Genomic DNA, 16,916 nt, shown 5'->3' on the forward strand with positions numbered 1-16,916 from the left:
CTAGCCGGTTCCGCCGGCGGCGGAGACGGCAATCCGCTCCTGCAGCGACAGGGTCGCCTCCGCGCGGGCGTTCGCGATCGCGTGCACCGCGGCGGCGGCGCCCGAGATCGTCGTGATGCACGGCATGCGGGCGACGAGGGCCGCCTCGCGGATCAGGGAGCCGTCCGCACGGGCGCCGGAGCCCTGAGGCGTGTTGACGACGACGTTGCAGCGGTGGTCGCGGATCAGGTCGACCACGGTCGGCTCGCCGGGGTCGGCGTCCGAGACCTTCCCCACCTCCTCCACGTCGAGCCCCGCCGCCCTCAGTGTCCGCGCGGTGCCGCTCGTGGCGACGAGCTCGAAGCCGAGGCCGGCCAGTGCGGCGGCGATGGGAGCGATGCTGGGCTTGTCCACGTCCCGCACGGAGAGGAAGGCGACCCCCGACGTCGGCAGGGGGCGGCCGGCGGCGCGCTCCGCCTTCGCGAACGCGGTGGGCAGGTCGGAGGCCGTCGCCATCACCTCGCCCGTCGAGCGCATCTCCGGGCCGAGCACCGGATCTGCTCCCGGGAAGCGGGCGAAGGGCAGCACCGCCGCCTTGACGCTGACCTGCGCGGGCCTCGGCGGCGTCAACGCGAGATCGGCGAGCTTCTCGCCGTGGGCGAGTCGGCACGCCGCTTCGACGAGGTTGACCCCGGTCGCCTTGCTCGCGAACGGCACCGTGCGCGAGGCACGGGGATTCGCCTCGAGGACGTACACGGTCGAGTCGGCGATCGCGAGCTGGACGTTGAGCAGGCCGACGACGCCGAGCGCGGGCCCGAGCCGCTTGACCACGTGCTCGACCTCGAGCGCGTTCGCCAGCGTCAGGGACTGGGCGGGAAGGACGCACGAGGAGTCCCCCGAGTGGACGCCCGCCTCCTCGACGTGCTGCATCACCGCGCCGATGAACACGTCGCCCCCGTCGCAGAGCGCGTCGACGTCGATCTCGATCGCGTTCTCGACGAACCGGTCGATCAGCACGGGGCCGCTGACCGCCGCCATCGCCGCCCGCAGGTCGTCCTCGTCGTCGCAGACGCGCATCGCACGCCCGCCGAGCACGTACGACGGCCGCACGAGCACCGGGTAGCCGATCTCCCTGGCGGCGTCGAGCGCCTCCTCCACGTCCTCGACCGTCGACCACGGCGGGCAGCGCACGCCGAGGTCGCGGGCGAGCGCGCCGAACAGCTCGCGGTCCTCGGCGAGGTCGATGGCTGCGTGGGGCGTCCCCAGGATCTTGTATCCAGCCGCCTCGATGTGCCGGGCGAGGCGCAGAGGCGTCTGGCCTCCGAACTGCGTCACGACCCCGAGCGGGCGCTCCCGGTCGAGCACGGCCAGCACCTCCTCGGGCGAGAGCGGCTCGAAGTAGAGCCGGTCGGAGGTGTCGTAGTCGGTCGAGACGGTCTCCGGGTTGCAGTTGACCATCACCGCCTCGTAGCCGAGCGCACGGAACGTCTGCACCGCATGCACGCAGCAGTAGTCGAACTCGATCCCCTGTCCGATCCGGTTCGGGCCGGAGCCGAGGATCACGACGCGCGGCTTCGTGGCCGCCGGGGGCCCCTCGTCGTCCTCTCCCCAGGTGGAGTAGAGGTAGTTGGACGCGGCCTCCACCTCGCCGCCGCAGGAGTCGACACGCCGGTACGCGGGGCGGATCCCGCGCGCGTACCTGGTCCGGCGCACGTCGTCCCCCGACGTCCCCCAGGCCGCTCCGATCGAGTCGTCCCCCCACCCGGCGCGCTTCGCACGGCGGATGTCCCCCGTGCGGAGCTCCCGCTTCGCAGCCTCGAGCTGCTCGACGAACCAGGGGTGCAGGCCCTCGGGCAGGTCGTCGATGGTCGCCCACGGCGTGGGTGACCCCGGATCGAGCTCGCGCGAGCCGAATGCCTTGAGGAACGCCTCGGTGAACGTGCGCCCGATGCCCATCGCCTCGCCGACGGACTTCATCTGGGTGCCGAGGGTCGGGTCCGCTCCCGGGAACTTCTCGAACGCGAACCGCGGGAACTTCACCACCACGTAGTCGAGCGTCGGCTCGAAGCTCGCGGGCGTCGTCTTCGTGAGGTCGTTCGGGATCTCGTCGAGCGTGTAGCCGACGGCGAGCTTCGCGGCGACCTTCGCGATCGGATAGCCGGTCGCCTTGGAGGCGAGCGCTGACGAGCGGGAGACGCGCGGGTTCATCTCGATCACGCGCAGCTCGCCCGTCTCGCGGTGACGCGCGAACTGGATGTTCGACCCTCCGGTCTCGACCCCGACCGCGCGGATCACGGCCGCGGCCGCGTCGCGGAGCTCCTGGTACGCCTCGTCGGAGAGGGTCATCTGGGGGGCGACGGTGACGGAGTCGCCGGTGTGGACACCCATCGGGTCGAGGTTCTCGATCGAGCAGACGATCACGACGTTGTCGGCGCGGTCGCGGATCACCTCGAGCTCGAACTCGTCCCAGCCGCGGATCGACTCCTCGACGAGCACCTGCCCGATCGGGCTCTCGGCCAGGCCACGCTCCACCTGCGCGCGTAGCTGCTCCGGGGTGTCGGCGAAGCCTCCGCCGTGGCCGCCGAGCGTGAACGCCGGGCGGACGACGGCCGGGACAGCGGCACCCTCCAGGTCGTCCGTCGACTCCACGATCCGCGACAGGGGCACCGCGAGCCCACAGCTCTGCACGGCGTCACGGAAGAGCTGGCGGTCCTCCGCTCGCCGGATCACGTCGATCCGCGCCCCGAGGAGCTCGACGCCGACCTCCTCCAGCACGCCTGCCGTCTCGAGCTCGACGGCGAGGTTGAGGGCCGTCTGGCCGCCGAGCGTGGGCAGCAGCGCGTCGGGCCGCTCCCGCCGCAGGACGTCGGCGACCCCTTCGAGGTCGAGCGGCTCGATGTAGGTCCGGTCGGCGAAGCCCGGGTCGGTCATGATCGTGGCCGGGTTCGAGTTGACGACGACGGTTCGGTAGCCGTCCTCGCGCAGCACCTTGAGCGCCTGGCAGCCGGCGTAGTCGAACTCGCACGCCTGTCCGATCACGATCGGCCCGGAGCCGATCACGCAGATCGAACGGAGATCGCGCCTGGCGGGCATCGAGGGCTAGCCGAGCCCGTCGACCCAGCGCTCGAGGATCGGCCAGGCATCGTGCGGCCCCGGGCCGGCCTCCGGATGGAACTGCACGGACTGCGCGCGCAGGTCGGGGAAGTCGAACCCCTCGACGGTCCCGTCGTAGAGCGAGACGTGCGTCGCCTCCGCCTGCTCGGAGGGGACGACCGCGAACCCGTGGTTCTGGCTCGTGACGAGCACGCGCCCGTCACGCCGGTCGAGCACCGGGTGGTTGGCCCCGCGGTGCCCGAACGGGAGCTTCGTCGTCTCGTGCCCGGTCGCGAGCCCCATCAGCTGGTGGCCGAGGCAGATCCCGAGCATCGGCACTCGTCCGAGCGTCTCCCGCACCACGCGCGTCTCCTCGAGGAGCGGCGCCGGGTCGCCCGGGCCGTTCGAGAGAAGGACGCCGTCGTGGCCGGCGAGGTCGTCCGGGTCGCAAACGTGGGGGTACACGGTCACCGCTGCGCCGGCGGAGCCCAGCCGCCGGAGGATCGAGCGCTTGAGGCCGTAGTCCACGACCGCGACGCTGACCCGCCCCTCCTCCCCGACGACGTACGGCGCCGGCGTCGACACGTTGGCGACGAGGGCGGACCCCTCCATCGTCGGCTGGGCGCGCACCCGCTCGAGGGCGTCCGGGACGCCCAGCCCGCGCTCGTCGGCGACCGTCACCCCGCGCATCGCTCCGGCGTCGCGCAGGCGTAGCGTGAGCCCGCGCGTGTCGATCTCGTCGAGGGCCACGATTCCCCGCTCTGCCAGCCAGAGCGCCCAGTCCTCACCGCCGAGCCGCCTCATCAGCACCGCGCGTGCGTGCGGCGCCGCGGACTCGAGGCGCCGGTCGTCCACCCCGTAGTTGCCGATCATCGGCGCGGTGAAGCAGACGAGCTGCCCGGCGTAGCTGGGATCGGTCACCGTCTCCTGGTAGCCGGTCATGCCGGTGGTGAACACGACCTCGCCGAAGGCCGTCCCCGCGGCGGCCACCGAGCGCCCCCGAAACACGGTGCCGTCCTCGAGCAGAAGGTAGCCCTGCGCGGGCGCGCTCACGCTGCGAACACCACCCGTCCCGCGGCCACGGTCTTGACGACCGCCCCGACGAGCGTCCGGCCGAGCAGCCAGGAGTTGGCCGAGCGCGAGCGGAAGGCATCTGCGCGGACCGTCCATGCGGCGTCGAGGTCGAGGAGGACGAGGTTCGCAGGCTCGCCGAAGGCGATCCGCGGTACGGGCAGGCCGAGCGCGCGCGCCGGGCCGGCCGAGAGCCGCTCGAGCAGGGTCGCGAGCGGTACTTCTCCCTCGCACACGAGGAAGGTGTGCAGCGCCCCGAACGCGGTCTCCAGCCCGGTGACGCCGAACGGGGCCTCCTCGAAAGGCGTGTCCTTCTCGTGCCGTGCATGAGGCGCGTGGTCGGTGGCGATGCAGTCGATCGTGCCGTCGAGCAGGCCCTCGACGAGCGCCAGCCGGTCGTCCTCGGTGCGGAGCGGCGGATTCATCTTCACGTTGGCGTCGAGCGTACGGACCAGCTCGTCCGTCGCGCAGAGGTGGTGCGGGCTTGCCTCCGCGCTGACTCTCACCCCGGCAGCCCGGGCGCGGCGGACGGCCTCCACCGACGCGCGTGCCGAGAGGTGCTGCATGTGCACGGGCCGCTCCTCGTAGGCGGCGAGCGCGAGGTCGCGCTCGACCATGACGCTCTCCGCGACGGAGGGCCAGCCCGTGAGCCCGAGCTCGGCCGACACGGCCCCCTCGTGCATCTGCCCGCCGCGGGAGAGCGTCGGCTCCTCGCAGTGGAGCGCGAGCGGCCGGTCCGCGACGGCGCTGTAGGCGAGGGCGCGCCGCATCAGCCCCGCCGACGCGACCGGCCGTCCGTCGTCCGTGAACGCGACCGCGCCCGCGGCGGCGAGCTCCGCCATCTCGGTCAGCTCCTCCCCCCGCTGGCCCTTCGAGATCGCCGCGGTGAACCCGGTGGGAACCACTGCCTCTTCGCGCGCGAGCTCGACGAGCGACTGGAGGACGGCCGCCGTGTCGACGACCGGGTCGGTGTTGGGCATCGCTACGATCGCGCAGTAGCCGCCCGCCGCGGCCGCCTCGCTGCCGGACGCGATCGTCTCCTCGTCCTCCCTGCCGGGCGTGCGCAGGTGGACGTGGGGGTCGACGAACGCAGGAGCGAGGACGAGCCCGTCGGGCGCCGTCGCCGCGCTCTCGACCGCCGTCACGACCCCGTCCTCGACGGTGACCGTGGCGGGACCGTCGAGGCCCTGACCCGGGTCGACGACGCGTGCGCGGACGGTCAGCGAGTCCAGCCTGCCGTTCCGGTGCGCGAGCATCACGCGACCTCCATCACGGGCACCGCGACCCGGAGGCCGGGCGCGGTGAGCAGGTCGTAGAGCACCGCCATCCGCACGACCAGCCCGGACCGCACCTGTGCGGTCACGAGCGAGGCTCCCGAGTCCGCCACGCGCGGGTCGATCTCCACGCCGCGGTTCATCGGCCCGGGGTGCATGACCACCTGTCCGGGACGCACGCGCTCGGGCGTCACGCCGTAGAGGGCCGTGTACTCGCGCAACGAGGGGACGTACGCGGATTCCATCCGCTCCGCCTGCATGCGCAGCACGTAGACGACCTCGACGTCGCCGAGCGCGTCGATCGAATGGCTGACGTCGCAACCGAGTGCCTCGATGCGGCGCGGCAGCAGCGTCGGAGGCCCCACGAGCACGGGCTCTGCGCCGACGAGGAGCAGCGCCTCTACGAGCGAGCGTGCGACACGCGAGTGCAGCACGTCGCCGACGATCGCGACGGTCACGCCCTCGAGTCGCCCCAGCGACTCGCGGATCGTGAAGAGGTCGAGTAACGCCTGCGTGGGGTGCTGGTGCTTGCCGTCGCCGGCGTTGACCACGTGGGCTGCGGTGGCGCCCGCCACGAGGTGCGGTGCCCCGATGTGCGGGTGCCGGATGACGATCACGTCGGGGTCGTACGCGGCGAGCGTCAGCGCCGTATCGCGCAGCGACTCTCCCTTGTCGACGGAGGATCCGGACGCGCGCAGGACCATCGTGTCCGCGGAAAGCCGCTTCGCGGCGAGCTCGAAGCTCGACAGCGTCCGGGTCGAGGACTCGTAGAACAGGTTGACGACGAGCCTGCCGCGCAGGGTCGGGAGCTTCTTCACCTCGCGGTCGAGCGACCGCTCGAGGGCGCGTGCGGTGTCGAGCAGACGCTCTGCGTCCGCCCGCGTCAGGTCCCCCACGCCGAGCAGGTGACGTCTCGTCGGCTCACTCATCGCGACCTCCCGTCGGATCGGGCTCGAGCAGCACCCGGTCGCGGCCGTCGATCTCCTCGAGCTCGACGCGAACACGCTCCCCGAGCGCCGTGGGCAGGTTCTTGCCGACGTAGTCCGGGCGGATCGGCAGCTCGCGGTGCCCCCTGTCGACGAGGACGGCGAGCTGGACGCGGTCGGGACGACCGAAGTCGAGCAGGGCGTCGATCGCGGCCCGGATCGTCCTCCCCGTGAAGAGGACGTCATCGACGAGCACGCAGGTTCGCCCCTCGAGCGCGAAGTCGAGCTCGGTCGCGCGGACGACCGGCTGGGCGTGGAGTGGCGCCGAGCGGCCGCGGACGAGGACGTCGTCGCGATGGAACGAGATGTCGACCGTCCCGATCGCGGGCTCGACGCCGCTCCGCTCGGAGACCAGCCCGCGCAGGCGGTGCGCGAGCGGCACGCCGCGCGTGTGGATCCCGACGAGCGCGAGTGCGGGAAGGTCGTCGTTGCGCTCGATCAGCTCGTGAGCCAGCCGCGCAAGGGTTCGCGCGAGGGCGTCTTCGTCGAGGATCTCGCGCGCTGCTTCGCGCGGGGGTGAGCCGATCTGCACGCTTCGCTCCTTCCCGGCCTCACTGGACCGGCTTAAAGGGGACGCGGCGAGTCTAGCGCGGGCACACGACGGGCAGCCGCGGCCGTGGCCGAGACGGACCTGTCCGGTGCCAGGCACGACGACAGACCCACTCCGGACGCGTGCTGGTGGCAGGCACGAAGACAGGTCCGTTGGGCCCGTGTCGTACGGTCTTCACACCTTGCTCACCCACGATCGCGAGGATCCCGCCGTGCCCGGCTCGGAGACGGTCACGCCGGACGGGCCGCGTGGCCGGCACGTTCCGCGCGCAGCGCTCGCCGTCGCGTGCCTCGTCGTCGTGTCGACCGCGGTCCGCTTCGCCGCGGCCCAGGCGTTCACGACGCCGTGGATCGCGCCGGACGAGATGGTGTACGGGATGATCGGCGAGAGCCTCTGGTCGCAGGGGACGCTCGGCCTGCGCGAGCTGCCGTCGCCCTACTACAGCCTGCTCACCCCGGCCCTCGTCGGCGCACCGCTCGCGGCGCTCGACCTCGACGAGGGGATCCAGTGGGCGAGGCTCCTGCAGGCGCTCGCGATGTCGCTCGTCGCGGTGCCGACGTACATCTGGGCCCGGCGGGTCGCGTCGACCGGCTGGGCGCTCGCCGCCGCGGCGCTCGTCCTCACGGCGCCTGCGCTGCACTACTCCGGATTCCTGATGACGGAGCCGCTGACCCTCACTGTGGTCACCGTCGCGCTGCTGATGCTCGCCCGGGCGCTCGAGCGGCCGTCGCTCTGGCGCTACGGCGTGTTCGTGGCCTGGGCGACCGCGGCTGCCGCCGTACGGCTCCAGGCGCTCGTGCTCCTCCCGGCGTTCATCGTCGCGGCCGTGGTCGACGCTCTCGCCGCACGCGACCGCGCGCGGCTCCGCCCCGTCCTCCGGCTGGGGGCTCTCGCGGTGGGCGTGACGATCGTCGTCGGAGTGGTGACCGCGCTGGCGGGAGGGGAGCTCTCCTCCCGGCGCCTGCTGGGCGCCTACACGCCCGTCGGGCAGGCCACGCCCGTCGCGTCCGACCAGCTCGCCGAGATCGCGTGGCACGCCTTCGGCATCGCGGTCATCGGGCTCGGCGTCACCGTGCTCGCCACCGCGGCGCTTGCATTCGGCGTGCTCACGGGACGCGACCGCGACCCCGCGCTTCGGGCATTCGTCTCGGTGACGCTCGCGTACGTCGTGCTGCTCGTCCTGCAGGTGGGGCTCTTCTCGGCGTCGTTCGTGGGCGCAGTGGCGGAGCGCTACCTGATCACCGCACTGCCCCTGCTCGTGATCGGGCTCTGTGCCTGGGGCTCGCGGGGAGCACCGCGTGCGCTCGCTATCGTCCTCCCCGTCTGGGGCGCGATCGTCGTCGGCGCGCTACTCGTGCCGATATCGCAGATCGCCGTTCCCGAGACGCTCCCGAACACGCTCACACCCGCCTCTCTCGGCGCCCTCTCGAGCGGTGACGCGCGGTACGCGCTGGTCGCGGCGGCGCTGGGAGCCGGGCTGCTCGTCGTGCTGGTTCCGCGCCGGAGCGCCTGGGTGGCTGCGGTCGCCGTGGGAATCGGGCTCGCGCTCGTCACGATCGACGCCGGTCGGCGGATCGACGACGCCTCGGCCCACGAGCAGCGGGCAGCGATCGGGTCGGGGCCTCGCGCCTGGCTCGACGACTCCGGCGTCGAGGCGGCCACCCTGCTGGCCACCGGCGACCGGCTCTGGACGGCCACGGCCAGGACGACCTTCTGGAATCGCGGAATCGACCGCGTCGTCCGCCTCGGGTCGGAGGCGATCCCGTTCCCACCCGTCACCTCCTCGATCGAAGTGGATCCCAGGGGCGTGCTGCGCTCGGCGGGCGGAACGGCGCTCGACTCGCGCCTCCTCGTCACCCCGTCGACGCTCGTGCTCGCCGGAGAGCGAGTCGCGGAGAGCCCGGCTGCGGACAGCGAGACGTACGGGCTAGTGGCGTGGCGTCCGGAGCCGCCGGCACGCGTGCTCCTCTCGACGGCCGGGTTCCTGCCGAACGGCGACTTCACCGGCTCCGCCCGCGTGACCGTCTACGGCTGCGGTCAGGGGACTCTCGACGTGACGATCCTCGGCAAGACCGGCCATCCCGTCGACGCACGAGTGAACGGGATCACCGTCGCACGGCTCGAGACACCGAACGAGGGCGCGATCACGCACCGCATTCCCGCACCGCCGTACGCGAACGGTACGGAGCCCTGCGTCTTCGAGCTCGCCACCGACGGCTACGCGGGCTCGACGACGATTGCCTTCGCGCCCGCCTGACGCTGTCGACGGGCCTCAGCCCGGGAGCTGGTCGTCCGGCTCGGTGAGCGCCTCGATGGCGTCACGCGCAGCGTCGAGCTCGTCCGCGGCCACGAGCAGGCGCACCGGGACGTCTCCGTGCGCCCCGGGATGCTCGTCCACCGCTCCCTCGAGCGTGGCCTCGATCCCGGCGCGCGTGAGCAAGGCCTGGAGCTCCTCGGCCTCGTTCACGCTCCCAGCGACCGCCACCTGGACGAGCTCGCTCATGTCTCGGACCCTACATCCTCTCGAGGGCGACCGCGCCTGCCGCCACGCGGCACCAGCTCGGGCCCGCCGCGCTCCGGCAACGGCACCGTGACGAGGTCGAAGTCGCGCGGCACGACCGTGCGCGGGAAGAGCTGGCTCGCCTCCTCCGCAACGTCCGAGGCCGGGTACCTGGCCGAGATGTGCGTCAGCGCGAGGAGCCCCACTCCGGCCTCGCGCGCGGCGAGCGCCGCCTCCCCGGCCGTCGAGTGCTCGGTCTCGCGGGCCCGCGCGCGCTCCTCCGCCAGAAAGGTCGCCTCGTGCACCAGCACGTCGGCTCCGGCCGCCGCCTCGACGACCGACGCCGTCGGCGCCGTGTCTCCCGTGAGCACCACCGTGCGGCCGCGGCGGGCATGACCGACAACCTGCTCGGGGAGCACCGCCCGCCCGTCGGGCAGCGTCACGGGCTCGCCCCGCTGCAGGGCCCCGCGCACGGGGCCGTCGGGCACGCCGAGAGCGTCCGCGGCCTCGACGTCGAAGCGACCCGGACGTTCGTCCTCCCGCAGCGCGTACCCGAGCGCCCCCGCCCCGTGGGCGACCCGAAACGGCTCGACTCGGTAGCCGTCGCGCGGCACCGCCTCGCCCGGGGAGAGCTCGATCACCTCGAGCGTGTACGTCAGCCTGCCGATCACCACGGCGAGTGCCCCGAGGAGCGCCCGCGTGCCGCGTGGGCCGTGCACCCTGACGGGGAGCTCGCGACCGCGCAGGGCGAAGGTCTTCAGCATTCCGGGCAGGCCGAGCACGTGGTCTGCGTGGAGGTGCGTCAGGAAGACGTCCTCGAGGTCGACCAGCCCGGTGTCCGAGCGCAGAAGCTGCCGCTGTGTCCCCTCGCCGCAGTCGACGAGCAAGCGGTCTCCGCCCAGACGCAGCAGCGCTGCGGACGTGCCACGCGAGGCGGTGGGCGCCGAGGCGGCCGTCCCGAGGAAGAGCAGGTCGAGGTCCACGGGCGCGGATCGTAGCCCGGTCGCGGGCCCGTCGAGCGTCGCCTGACGGCCGCCGAGCGACGCACGTGGCCGCTCGACGCGCCCGGGCGCGCAGGCCGCCGCCAGGGCCTTGTCGCGCGCGCGGGGGCCGTGCCCGGGGGGCAGGCCGAGGGGAGGCACGCCCCACCCGCCTGCTCCGGACTGCCGAGTGGCCCCGGTTTCGCGCTCCGGCGAGGGGCGGTCGGTCGAGCCACACGCCGGGCGTGCCCGCCTGTCCTGCGCGCACGTGGGTGGCCACGCGGACGTCGAGTGCGTGGTTGGAGCTCGTCTCGAACGGCCGTCACACTCCCGGCGCAATCACGAGTCCCATTCGTCACACCTCTGCCGATAGCGTGCAGTCAGGGCACGGGGGGTGCCCCTGGGGGTGGTTGTTCTCGCCGGTCGGACTGGTAGCGGAGACCGGAGGGCGAGCACCGGCTTCAGGCTCGGGCGGGGAAGGCCAGGTCGGTGTAGACCATCTCGCCCTTGAACTTGCGGGCGACGGGATCCCACGGGAAGAAGATCGCGTTCCGCCACTCGAGCCGCTCGCCGGTGGGCTCGTGGTCGAGCCAGCGGCCCTCGTGCGTGGCGGTCACGATCGCCTCCTCGCAGACGCCCTGCGGGCCGATGACGATGTAGTCGAGATCGAAGTGGATGTCGGGGAACGCCGTCAGAAGCTCCGTGTAGAAGCGAGCGGCGCCGTCGTGCCCTTCCCAGCGCGCCCCCGTGCCCGCGACCGTGTAGACGCAGTCCTCGGTGAGGGTCGCGATCAGCCCGGGCAGGTCGCGGTTGTCCTCCGCGATCGAGTGGGCCTTCCAGAGCTCGCGGATCTCCTCGTGCTCATCGGGGTCGGACGGCCGCCGCAGCAGCTCCAGAATGCGTTCGCTCGCCATGGGTCTCCGATCGTTCGGGGCAGGTCGGCTGTCGGCCGAGATATATCTCCCCCGGTCGCGTCGGCGCCACCTCGAGGCTCGATGTGGGTTGGGGTGCGTCGCAGCGCGGGAAGGCGCCGAGCAGCGTGGTCGGGCCGTGCTCACCGATACCCGGTGTCGGTGAGCAGCGAGACGGCCGCGACGCGCCGCGGGCAGGGCCCCAACCGCGCATGCCCATGACCACACCAAGCCTCTACGGCAGGACGAGCACCTGACCGGGCACGATCGTCGTCGATCCGAGCCCGTTCCGCTCGCGCAGCTCCCAGACGCCCTCGCGTGGGTCGCCCGGGAACGTGCGCTCGGCGATCGACCAGAGCGTGTCACCCGGCTTCACCCGGTAGCTCCGCTCAGGCCCGCCCGCGCCCGACTCGCCGGCGAAGAGCGCCCACAGCAACAGCACGGCGAGCGCGAGGAGCACGATGCGGCCGATCAACGAGAATGCGAACACGTGTTCCCAGTCTTACAGAACGTGTGTTCGGTGTCAAGACGTTAGGCTCGGCGACCGGCCACGAGGGCCCTCGATGCTGACAGCCCATATCTCGACCGTCGTCCACCCGTGGTACCGGCAGTTCTATCTCCGCCGCGGTGCGGCCGAATGGGCCTCGGACCGCGTCACGACGGAGGGCTACGACGTCCGGATCGAGGCGATGGACGGGTTCGTGTACGTGGGGACGAGTACGTACGGCCACCCGACTGCGGTACGCGTCGAGGTCCACGACACCGCGCCGGAGGCCCCCGACGGCGCCGACCACGAGGCGGAGGTGCCGCTGCTCGGCGAAGGGCCCCTGGCGGTCCTGAGCTGGGGGGACGACGAGCCCGTGGCGACCGCCGATCTGCCCGACGGTCCCTGTCGGCTACGGGCGAGTTGGTTCGGCGTGGCGGACGCCGAGGCGCACCCGGACAACGACCTGGGCGGCGAGGATCCGTCGCCCGAGCGACTGCAGTTCCAGGTCTGGCCCGCCGCAGCGGCCGCGCGGCGTGTGACCCGACGCTGCGGCGGGACCTAGCGGACCAGTCGTACGGTCGTGGTCGCGCGCGCCGGGTTCGTCTCCGCGCTCAACCTGACCGCGAGCGTGTGCGGCCCGACGAGGCGGCCGACGCGTACGGTCGTCCGGCGGTTCTGCGGCACCCGACCGGAGGCGCATGTGCCTGTCTGCGGCTTGCGTGCGGCGAGAACGCGCTTCGCGCTCGAGAGCGTGTGCGCGCCGGGCAGGAGGCAGACCCGCGCCGATGCGGCCTCTGCCGCCTTCAGCTCGACCGCGATGTCGTCCGTCCCGACCCTGACGCCCGGTCGCCTCGCGCCGAGGACGGCCCGCGCCGGCCGCCACGGCCTGCTCGAGCGCCCGGCGCACCCACCGTCCGAGACCGCTGCCCGCACGGCGTCCGCTGCGGGCCGCGGGGTCCCGTCGAGCCGATGGAGCCCCGCCTGGAATCCCGTGCGCGCGCGGTCGTCCCGGAAGCCGAAGACGTTCACCTGCGCGATGTCGGGATCGCAGGCGGCTCGACGCACGAGCTCCCCGTAGATCGCCGCCTGCGTGCCCTCGTCCGTCACCGCGACGTTCTCGAGGCCGGCGTAGCCTTCGTGGGCGGCCGTGTCCACCTGCCAGCCGACCTCGTCGAGGTAGAGCCGGAGCCCCTCACGGGTCGTGGGCTGGCCGGTTCCCGCGAAGGCGTCCCAGAGCGCCTGCTTGACCCGGTCGAGGTTGATGAATCCCGCATTCGGCCACGGATAGCCGCGAGCCAGGGGGTCGGTCGCGCGGTTCGGATAGGGGTGGAAGCTGAGCCCGTCCATCAAGGGCAGCTGCCGACCGCTCGACCGGTACCACGCGCCGAGCGCTGCGAGGAACCGCACGGGCGAGGTGGACACGTTGCTGCGGGCGAGCGGACGGTCGTTGCCACGTGGCGAGAGCCCGACTCCGACGACCGTGAGATTCGGGTCGGCGGCCTTGAGCGCGTCGTAGCCCGCCGCGAGGAACGGCCCGAACGCCCGCGCCGAGCGCTGCTTCGCACGCGCGAACTGCGGGCGCCAGAACGCGGGCTGGTTGGGCTCGTTGCCGACCACGAACTGCCTGACCTCGGGGTATCGTCCCGCAAGCTCTGCGAGCCATGCGCCGAAGGCCTCCGGACTCGCGAGGCCGCTCTCGATCTCGCGGGGAGGGTACGGATACGTTGCGAAGACGACGCCCAGGCCGGCCCTGCGGGCGGCGGCGACCGTCAGATCCAGGAGCGGCCGTTCGCCGAGCGCGAGGGGATCACTCGGCTGCCAGCGCACCGTGACGACCGTCTGCCGCAGACCGAGCGAGGCCATCTGATCGTAGAAGGCGGCGCCGGCGTCGGGCTCGTACTTGCCCGTGTCGTCGTTCGCACCCACGTCCGCGCCCCATGCGGCACCCGTGCACACGAGTGCGCTCACCAGCGCGACCGCGAATGACCGCAGCCGCCTCTCCCCCCTCGCCCGTGTCACCGCCGCAGACTCCCCTCGTGTGACGACGCCGCACGCCCCCGGCGCGGCGGGTCGGGATGCTACAGCATCACGAGGACGACTCGAGCACGGCGTCGAGGAGGGTGTCCGCACCGTCTCGCACCGGGTCGCAGGCGGGCAGCCCGGTCGCTGCCGCCGCCTCTGCGATTGCCGCATCGGCGTCGGCGTCGTCCAGGCCCGCGGTGTTCACGGCGACCGCCACGACCCGCGCCTGCCGTCGCGGGAGCGACGCGTGCTCGTGCAGCTCGACGAGATCCGTGAGCGGCGGGATCGGATGACCGGGGGAGCCCTCGATCTCCGTCGAGCCGGCGCGATGGCAGAGGACGAGGGCGTGCGGCACCGACCCGTGGAAGAGCCCGAGTGTGACCCCGGAGTACGCCGGGTGCACGAGCGAGCCCTGGCCTTCGACGAACAGCAGCTCGCCGCCACGGCGGCGGCCCTCGACGACGAGTTGCTCGGCAGCGCCCGCGAGGAAGTCGGCGACGACCGCGTCGACTGCCATCCCCCAGCCGGCGATCGCGATCCCGGTCTGCCCCGTCGGGACGAAGACCGAGGCAATCCCGCGTGCCTGCGCCGCCCGGTCGAGCTCGAGGGAGACCGTCATCTTCCCGATCGCACAGTCCGAGCCGACCGTCAGCACGATCCGGGCGTCGACCTCGAGGTTCGCGCCCGTAGCGCAGTCGAGCCCCGCAGGCGGACGGCGCAGGTCGCGGAGCTCGACGCCGACGCGGTCGGCGAGCGGTCGAAGCTCGGGATCGTCCGCGAGCATCTCGTGCAGCCCGTTCTCGATCGCGAGCCCGCGCTCGATGCAGGTGCGGAGCAGCGCGCGCCAGGCCGGAGGGAAGCGGCCTCCCTGGGTTGCGACGCCGACGAGGGCGACCTGCGGGTCGAACGCGAGAGCGGTATCGACATCACCCACGATCGGGACTCCGGCCTCGTGCTCTCCGATGCGAGCCGAGTCGAGGATCGCCACGACGTCCTCGGGGCGATAGCGCAGCAGGCCGTGCATCGTCTTCCCGTAGTGCCTGTCGGCGGAGAAGCCCTCCGCGAGGATCAGCGTGCGCTCACCCGCAGCCAAGGCCGGGCTCCTCCGAAGAGACCTGCACGCCGTCGCGGAGCTCCGGCCCGGGCGCTGGATCGTAGGCGAGCAGTAGGTTGCCGTCGAGGTCGACGTGGTCGCAGAGCGGCGCGACGGTGCAGCCGGCTGCGATGCCCAGCCCCGACTCGACCATGCAGCCGAGCATCACTCCCAGCCCGAGCGCGCGCGCCGCGTGCGCCATCCGGAACGCCTCGCGAATGCCGCCCGACTTCGCGAGCTTGATGTTGATCCCGTGCGCGACCTCACGGCAGGCCGCGACGTCGGACAGCGTGTGGCAGTCCTCGTCGACGTAGATCGGGATCGGCGAGCGTCGGCGGAGCTCCCTCCCAGCCGGGTCGCCGTCGCGCAGAGGCTGCTCGACGTATTCGACGCCGAGCTCGGCCAGCTGGCCACAGGCCTCGAGGGCCTCGTCCACCGTCCACCACTCGTTGACGTCGACCTGCAGCGGCAGGTCGGTCACCCCGCGCACCGCCCGCACGCGCTCGACGTCGAGCCCGTCCCCCCCGCCGAGCTTCAGTTTGAGCCGCCGAAAGCGGGATGCGGCGGCCTCCGCGCGGCGGGCCATGTCGTCCGGCTCTCCCAGCCACACCGTCCACGAGGTCGGCGGCCCCGCACCGGGCACTCCGAGGAGCCGGTTGACCGGAACTCCGAGAAGCTTCCCCTGGAGATCGTGGAGCGCAGCGTCGAGGGCGGACTTCGCTGCCTGCTCACCGTCGATCGCGCCGAGGCGGGCTCCGATCTCCTCCAGCGCGAACGGGTCGTCACCGACGAGGTGACCGTGGACCTCGACGAACCCGAGGGCCGACTCGGCGGTCTCACCGTAGCGCTCGATCGGCGCAGCCTCCCCGCGCCCCTCGACGCCGCCGTGACGCAGGGTGACGTGGACGACGTCGGCCCAGTCCTGCGACTCGCGACTGATCACGAACGTCTCCGCGAGGTACAGCCGGACGATCTCGGCGCGAACCTCCATCTAGAGCGACGCGACGTAGGCCGCAACGTCGGCGGCGTCCTGCCCCTGCACGAGGCCGGCGGGCATCACGCCGCGACCCTCCGCGACGATCGACGCCACCTCCGTCGCCGTGAGCCTGGTTCCCACGAGCGCCGGTCCGACCCCTCCCGACGCGTCCGTCCCGTGACAGCCCGAGCAATTCACCGAGAAGACGGTCTCGCCGCGCGCGACGTCGCCTTCTGCCTCGGCGGCCGGGGCGGTGTCCGGCGAGAACGGATGCCACGTGGAGAGGCCGAACGTCGCCAGGGTGACGGTCACCAGCAGGAGGACCGGCGCGAGCGCCTTCCGTGTCATCAGAACCCGAACCGCACGTTCGTGAAGTACCAGAGGGACGATGTCAGCCAGAGCGTCGTCAACACCGCCGCGAGCGAGCCGCCGAGCGCGGGCAGGACCCAGTGCGGATACCCCTTCCAGCGGATCACGAGGAGCTTGGCGGCGAACACCCCGTAGACGAACGAGCCTGCGACCGCGTGCACGGTGACCCTCGCGTCTGGCGTCTCGAAGCCCAGCATCGTGACGCAGTGGAAGAACACGGGCAGGGTGAGGAGCAGGGCGATCCGGCCCGACCAGCGGTGAACGCGCCTCGCGGTCGTGAACGACAGCGGCACGACCCGCCGGAGCTTCCCCCACATCCGCGACGCGGTCAGGACCTGCACGATCGCGAGCGCGAACGCCCCGGTCGCGAGCCACGCCTTGCCTGCGATCGTGGACGAGAAGACGACCTCGACGATGTCCGTGTACGTCGAGCTGACGTCCCCGAGCGGCACGGAGCGAGCCTAGATGATCGACGGAGGCGCGAACCGTGATGCAGACCGCGGCTAGACTTGCCACTCCCCGGCGCCCGTAGCTCAGGGGATAGAGCGCGCGCCTCCGGAGCGCGAGGTCGCAGGTTCGATTCCTGCCGGGCGCATCAACCTCGATGCACCCACGCGGAAACCGC

Annotated in this window: 16 protein-coding genes and 1 tRNA gene; 3 read left to right on the top strand and 14 right to left on the bottom strand. The window is 72.6% G+C overall.

Annotation, left to right across the window (positions count from 1 at the left end; all coding sequences use genetic code 11):
- Genes carB through pyrR form a run of 5 tightly spaced genes read right to left on the bottom strand, consistent with a single transcriptional unit; the run spans position 1 to position 6,935 of the window.
- On the bottom strand, positions 1-3,072 hold the full coding sequence (carB, locus tag VFO26_RS05160; RefSeq protein ID WP_325113829.1) for a carbamoyl-phosphate synthase large subunit: 3,072 nt from the start codon (positions 3,070-3,072) through the stop codon (positions 1-3).
- A gap of 6 nt (positions 3,073-3,078) precedes the next feature.
- Positions 3,079-4,125, bottom strand: coding sequence for a glutamine-hydrolyzing carbamoyl-phosphate synthase small subunit (gene carA / locus VFO26_RS05165; protein WP_325113830.1), 1,047 nt, complete (start codon positions 4,123-4,125; stop codon positions 3,079-3,081).
- A complete protein-coding gene (locus VFO26_RS05170; RefSeq protein ID WP_325113846.1) occupies positions 4,122-5,399 on the bottom strand; it encodes a dihydroorotase in 1,278 nt (425 codons plus the stop codon). The genes carA and VFO26_RS05170 overlap by 4 nt, the downstream gene beginning before the upstream one ends.
- Positions 5,399-6,346, bottom strand: a complete 948-nt coding sequence (locus VFO26_RS05175) for an aspartate carbamoyltransferase catalytic subunit (RefSeq protein ID WP_325113831.1) — start codon at positions 6,344-6,346, stop codon at positions 5,399-5,401. Before VFO26_RS05175 ends, VFO26_RS05170 begins: the two co-directional genes overlap by 1 nt.
- A complete protein-coding gene (pyrR, locus tag VFO26_RS05180) occupies positions 6,339-6,935 on the bottom strand; it encodes a bifunctional pyr operon transcriptional regulator/uracil phosphoribosyltransferase PyrR (RefSeq protein WP_325113832.1) in 597 nt (198 codons plus the stop codon). Before pyrR ends, VFO26_RS05175 begins: the two co-directional genes overlap by 8 nt.
- 229 nt (positions 6,936-7,164) lie before the next feature.
- On the opposite strand from pyrR, the gene VFO26_RS05185 reads away from it, so the two are divergent.
- Positions 7,165-9,210, top strand: coding sequence for a glycosyltransferase family 39 protein (locus tag VFO26_RS05185; protein ID WP_325113833.1), 2,046 nt, complete (start codon positions 7,165-7,167; stop codon positions 9,208-9,210).
- 15 nt (positions 9,211-9,225) lie between these two features.
- Here the strand turns inward: VFO26_RS05185 and VFO26_RS05190 are convergent, their stop codons facing one another.
- The 4 genes from VFO26_RS05190 to VFO26_RS05205 all read right to left on the bottom strand — a co-directional run bounded on the left by VFO26_RS05190 (position 9,226) and on the right by VFO26_RS05205 (position 11,834).
- The gene (locus tag VFO26_RS05190; RefSeq protein WP_325113834.1) at positions 9,226-9,456 is read right to left on the bottom strand and encodes a putative signal transducing protein; all 231 of its coding nucleotides are present in this window, start codon (positions 9,454-9,456) and stop codon (positions 9,226-9,228) included.
- On the bottom strand, positions 9,453-10,436 hold the full coding sequence (rnz, locus tag VFO26_RS05195; RefSeq protein ID WP_325113835.1) for a ribonuclease Z: 984 nt from the start codon (positions 10,434-10,436) through the stop codon (positions 9,453-9,455). Before rnz ends, VFO26_RS05190 begins: the two co-directional genes overlap by 4 nt.
- 458 nt (positions 10,437-10,894) lie before the next feature.
- A complete protein-coding gene (locus VFO26_RS05200) occupies positions 10,895-11,347 on the bottom strand; it encodes an ester cyclase (RefSeq protein WP_325113837.1) in 453 nt (150 codons plus the stop codon).
- Positions 11,348-11,579: 232 nt separating this feature from the next.
- Positions 11,580-11,834, bottom strand: a complete 255-nt coding sequence (locus VFO26_RS05205) for a LysM peptidoglycan-binding domain-containing protein (protein ID WP_325113838.1) — start codon at positions 11,832-11,834, stop codon at positions 11,580-11,582.
- Positions 11,835-11,907: 73 nt separating this feature from the next.
- Between VFO26_RS05205 and VFO26_RS05210 the strand changes: the two genes are divergently transcribed.
- The gene (locus tag VFO26_RS05210) at positions 11,908-12,393 is read left to right on the top strand and encodes a hypothetical protein (protein ID WP_325113839.1); all 486 of its coding nucleotides are present in this window, start codon (positions 11,908-11,910) and stop codon (positions 12,391-12,393) included.
- Here VFO26_RS05210 and VFO26_RS05215 read toward each other — a convergent pair.
- From VFO26_RS05215 to VFO26_RS05235, 5 genes are all read right to left on the bottom strand, one after another.
- Complete coding sequence (locus tag VFO26_RS05215) at positions 12,390-13,850, bottom strand: hypothetical protein (RefSeq protein WP_325113840.1); 1,461 nt, start codon at positions 13,848-13,850, stop codon at positions 12,390-12,392. The genes VFO26_RS05210 and VFO26_RS05215 overlap by 4 nt on opposite strands.
- A gap of 67 nt (positions 13,851-13,917) precedes the next feature.
- A complete protein-coding gene (locus VFO26_RS05220; protein ID WP_325113841.1) occupies positions 13,918-14,946 on the bottom strand; it encodes a DUF1611 domain-containing protein in 1,029 nt (342 codons plus the stop codon).
- Positions 14,933-15,937, bottom strand: a complete 1,005-nt coding sequence (locus VFO26_RS05225; protein WP_325113842.1) for a dipeptide epimerase — start codon at positions 15,935-15,937, stop codon at positions 14,933-14,935. Before VFO26_RS05225 ends, VFO26_RS05220 begins: the two co-directional genes overlap by 14 nt.
- Positions 15,938-16,270: a cytochrome c gene (locus VFO26_RS05230; RefSeq protein WP_325113843.1), complete on the bottom strand. Its 333-nt coding sequence runs from the start codon at positions 16,268-16,270 to the stop codon at positions 15,938-15,940.
- Complete coding sequence (locus VFO26_RS05235) at positions 16,270-16,743, bottom strand: DUF6529 family protein (protein ID WP_325113844.1); 474 nt, start codon at positions 16,741-16,743, stop codon at positions 16,270-16,272. Before VFO26_RS05235 ends, VFO26_RS05230 begins: the two co-directional genes overlap by 1 nt.
- Positions 16,744-16,813: 70 nt before the next feature.
- On the opposite strand from VFO26_RS05235, the gene VFO26_RS05240 reads away from it, so the two are divergent.
- A tRNA-Arg gene (locus VFO26_RS05240) sits at positions 16,814-16,886 on the top strand.
- Positions 16,887-16,916 lie beyond the last annotated feature (30 nt).

Origin of the sequence: Gaiella sp. (assembly GCF_035710885.1) — a bacterium.
GTDB lineage: Bacteria > Actinomycetota > Thermoleophilia > Gaiellales > Gaiellaceae > Gaiella.

Bases quoted from the DNA above. Each gene is read 5' to 3' on its own strand.
- carB (WP_325113829.1), bottom strand. From the start codon at position 3,072: ATGCCCGCCAGGCGCGATCTCCGTTCGATCTGCGTGATCGGCTCCGGG.
- VFO26_RS05170 (WP_325113846.1), bottom strand. From the start codon at position 5,399: ATGCTCGCGCACCGGAACGGCAGGCTGGACTCGCTGACCGTCCGCGCA.
- VFO26_RS05175 (WP_325113831.1), bottom strand. From the start codon at position 6,346: ATGAGTGAGCCGACGAGACGTCACCTGCTCGGCGTGGGGGACCTGACG.
- VFO26_RS05190 (WP_325113834.1), bottom strand. From the start codon at position 9,456: ATGAGCGAGCTCGTCCAGGTGGCGGTCGCTGGGAGCGTGAACGAGGCC.
- VFO26_RS05200 (WP_325113837.1), bottom strand. From the start codon at position 11,347: ATGGCGAGCGAACGCATTCTGGAGCTGCTGCGGCGGCCGTCCGACCCC.
- VFO26_RS05210 (WP_325113839.1), top strand. From the start codon at position 11,908: ATGCTGACAGCCCATATCTCGACCGTCGTCCACCCGTGGTACCGGCAG.
- VFO26_RS05225 (WP_325113842.1), bottom strand. From the start codon at position 15,937: ATGGAGGTTCGCGCCGAGATCGTCCGGCTGTACCTCGCGGAGACGTTC.
- VFO26_RS05230 (WP_325113843.1), bottom strand. From the start codon at position 16,270: ATGACACGGAAGGCGCTCGCGCCGGTCCTCCTGCTGGTGACCGTCACC.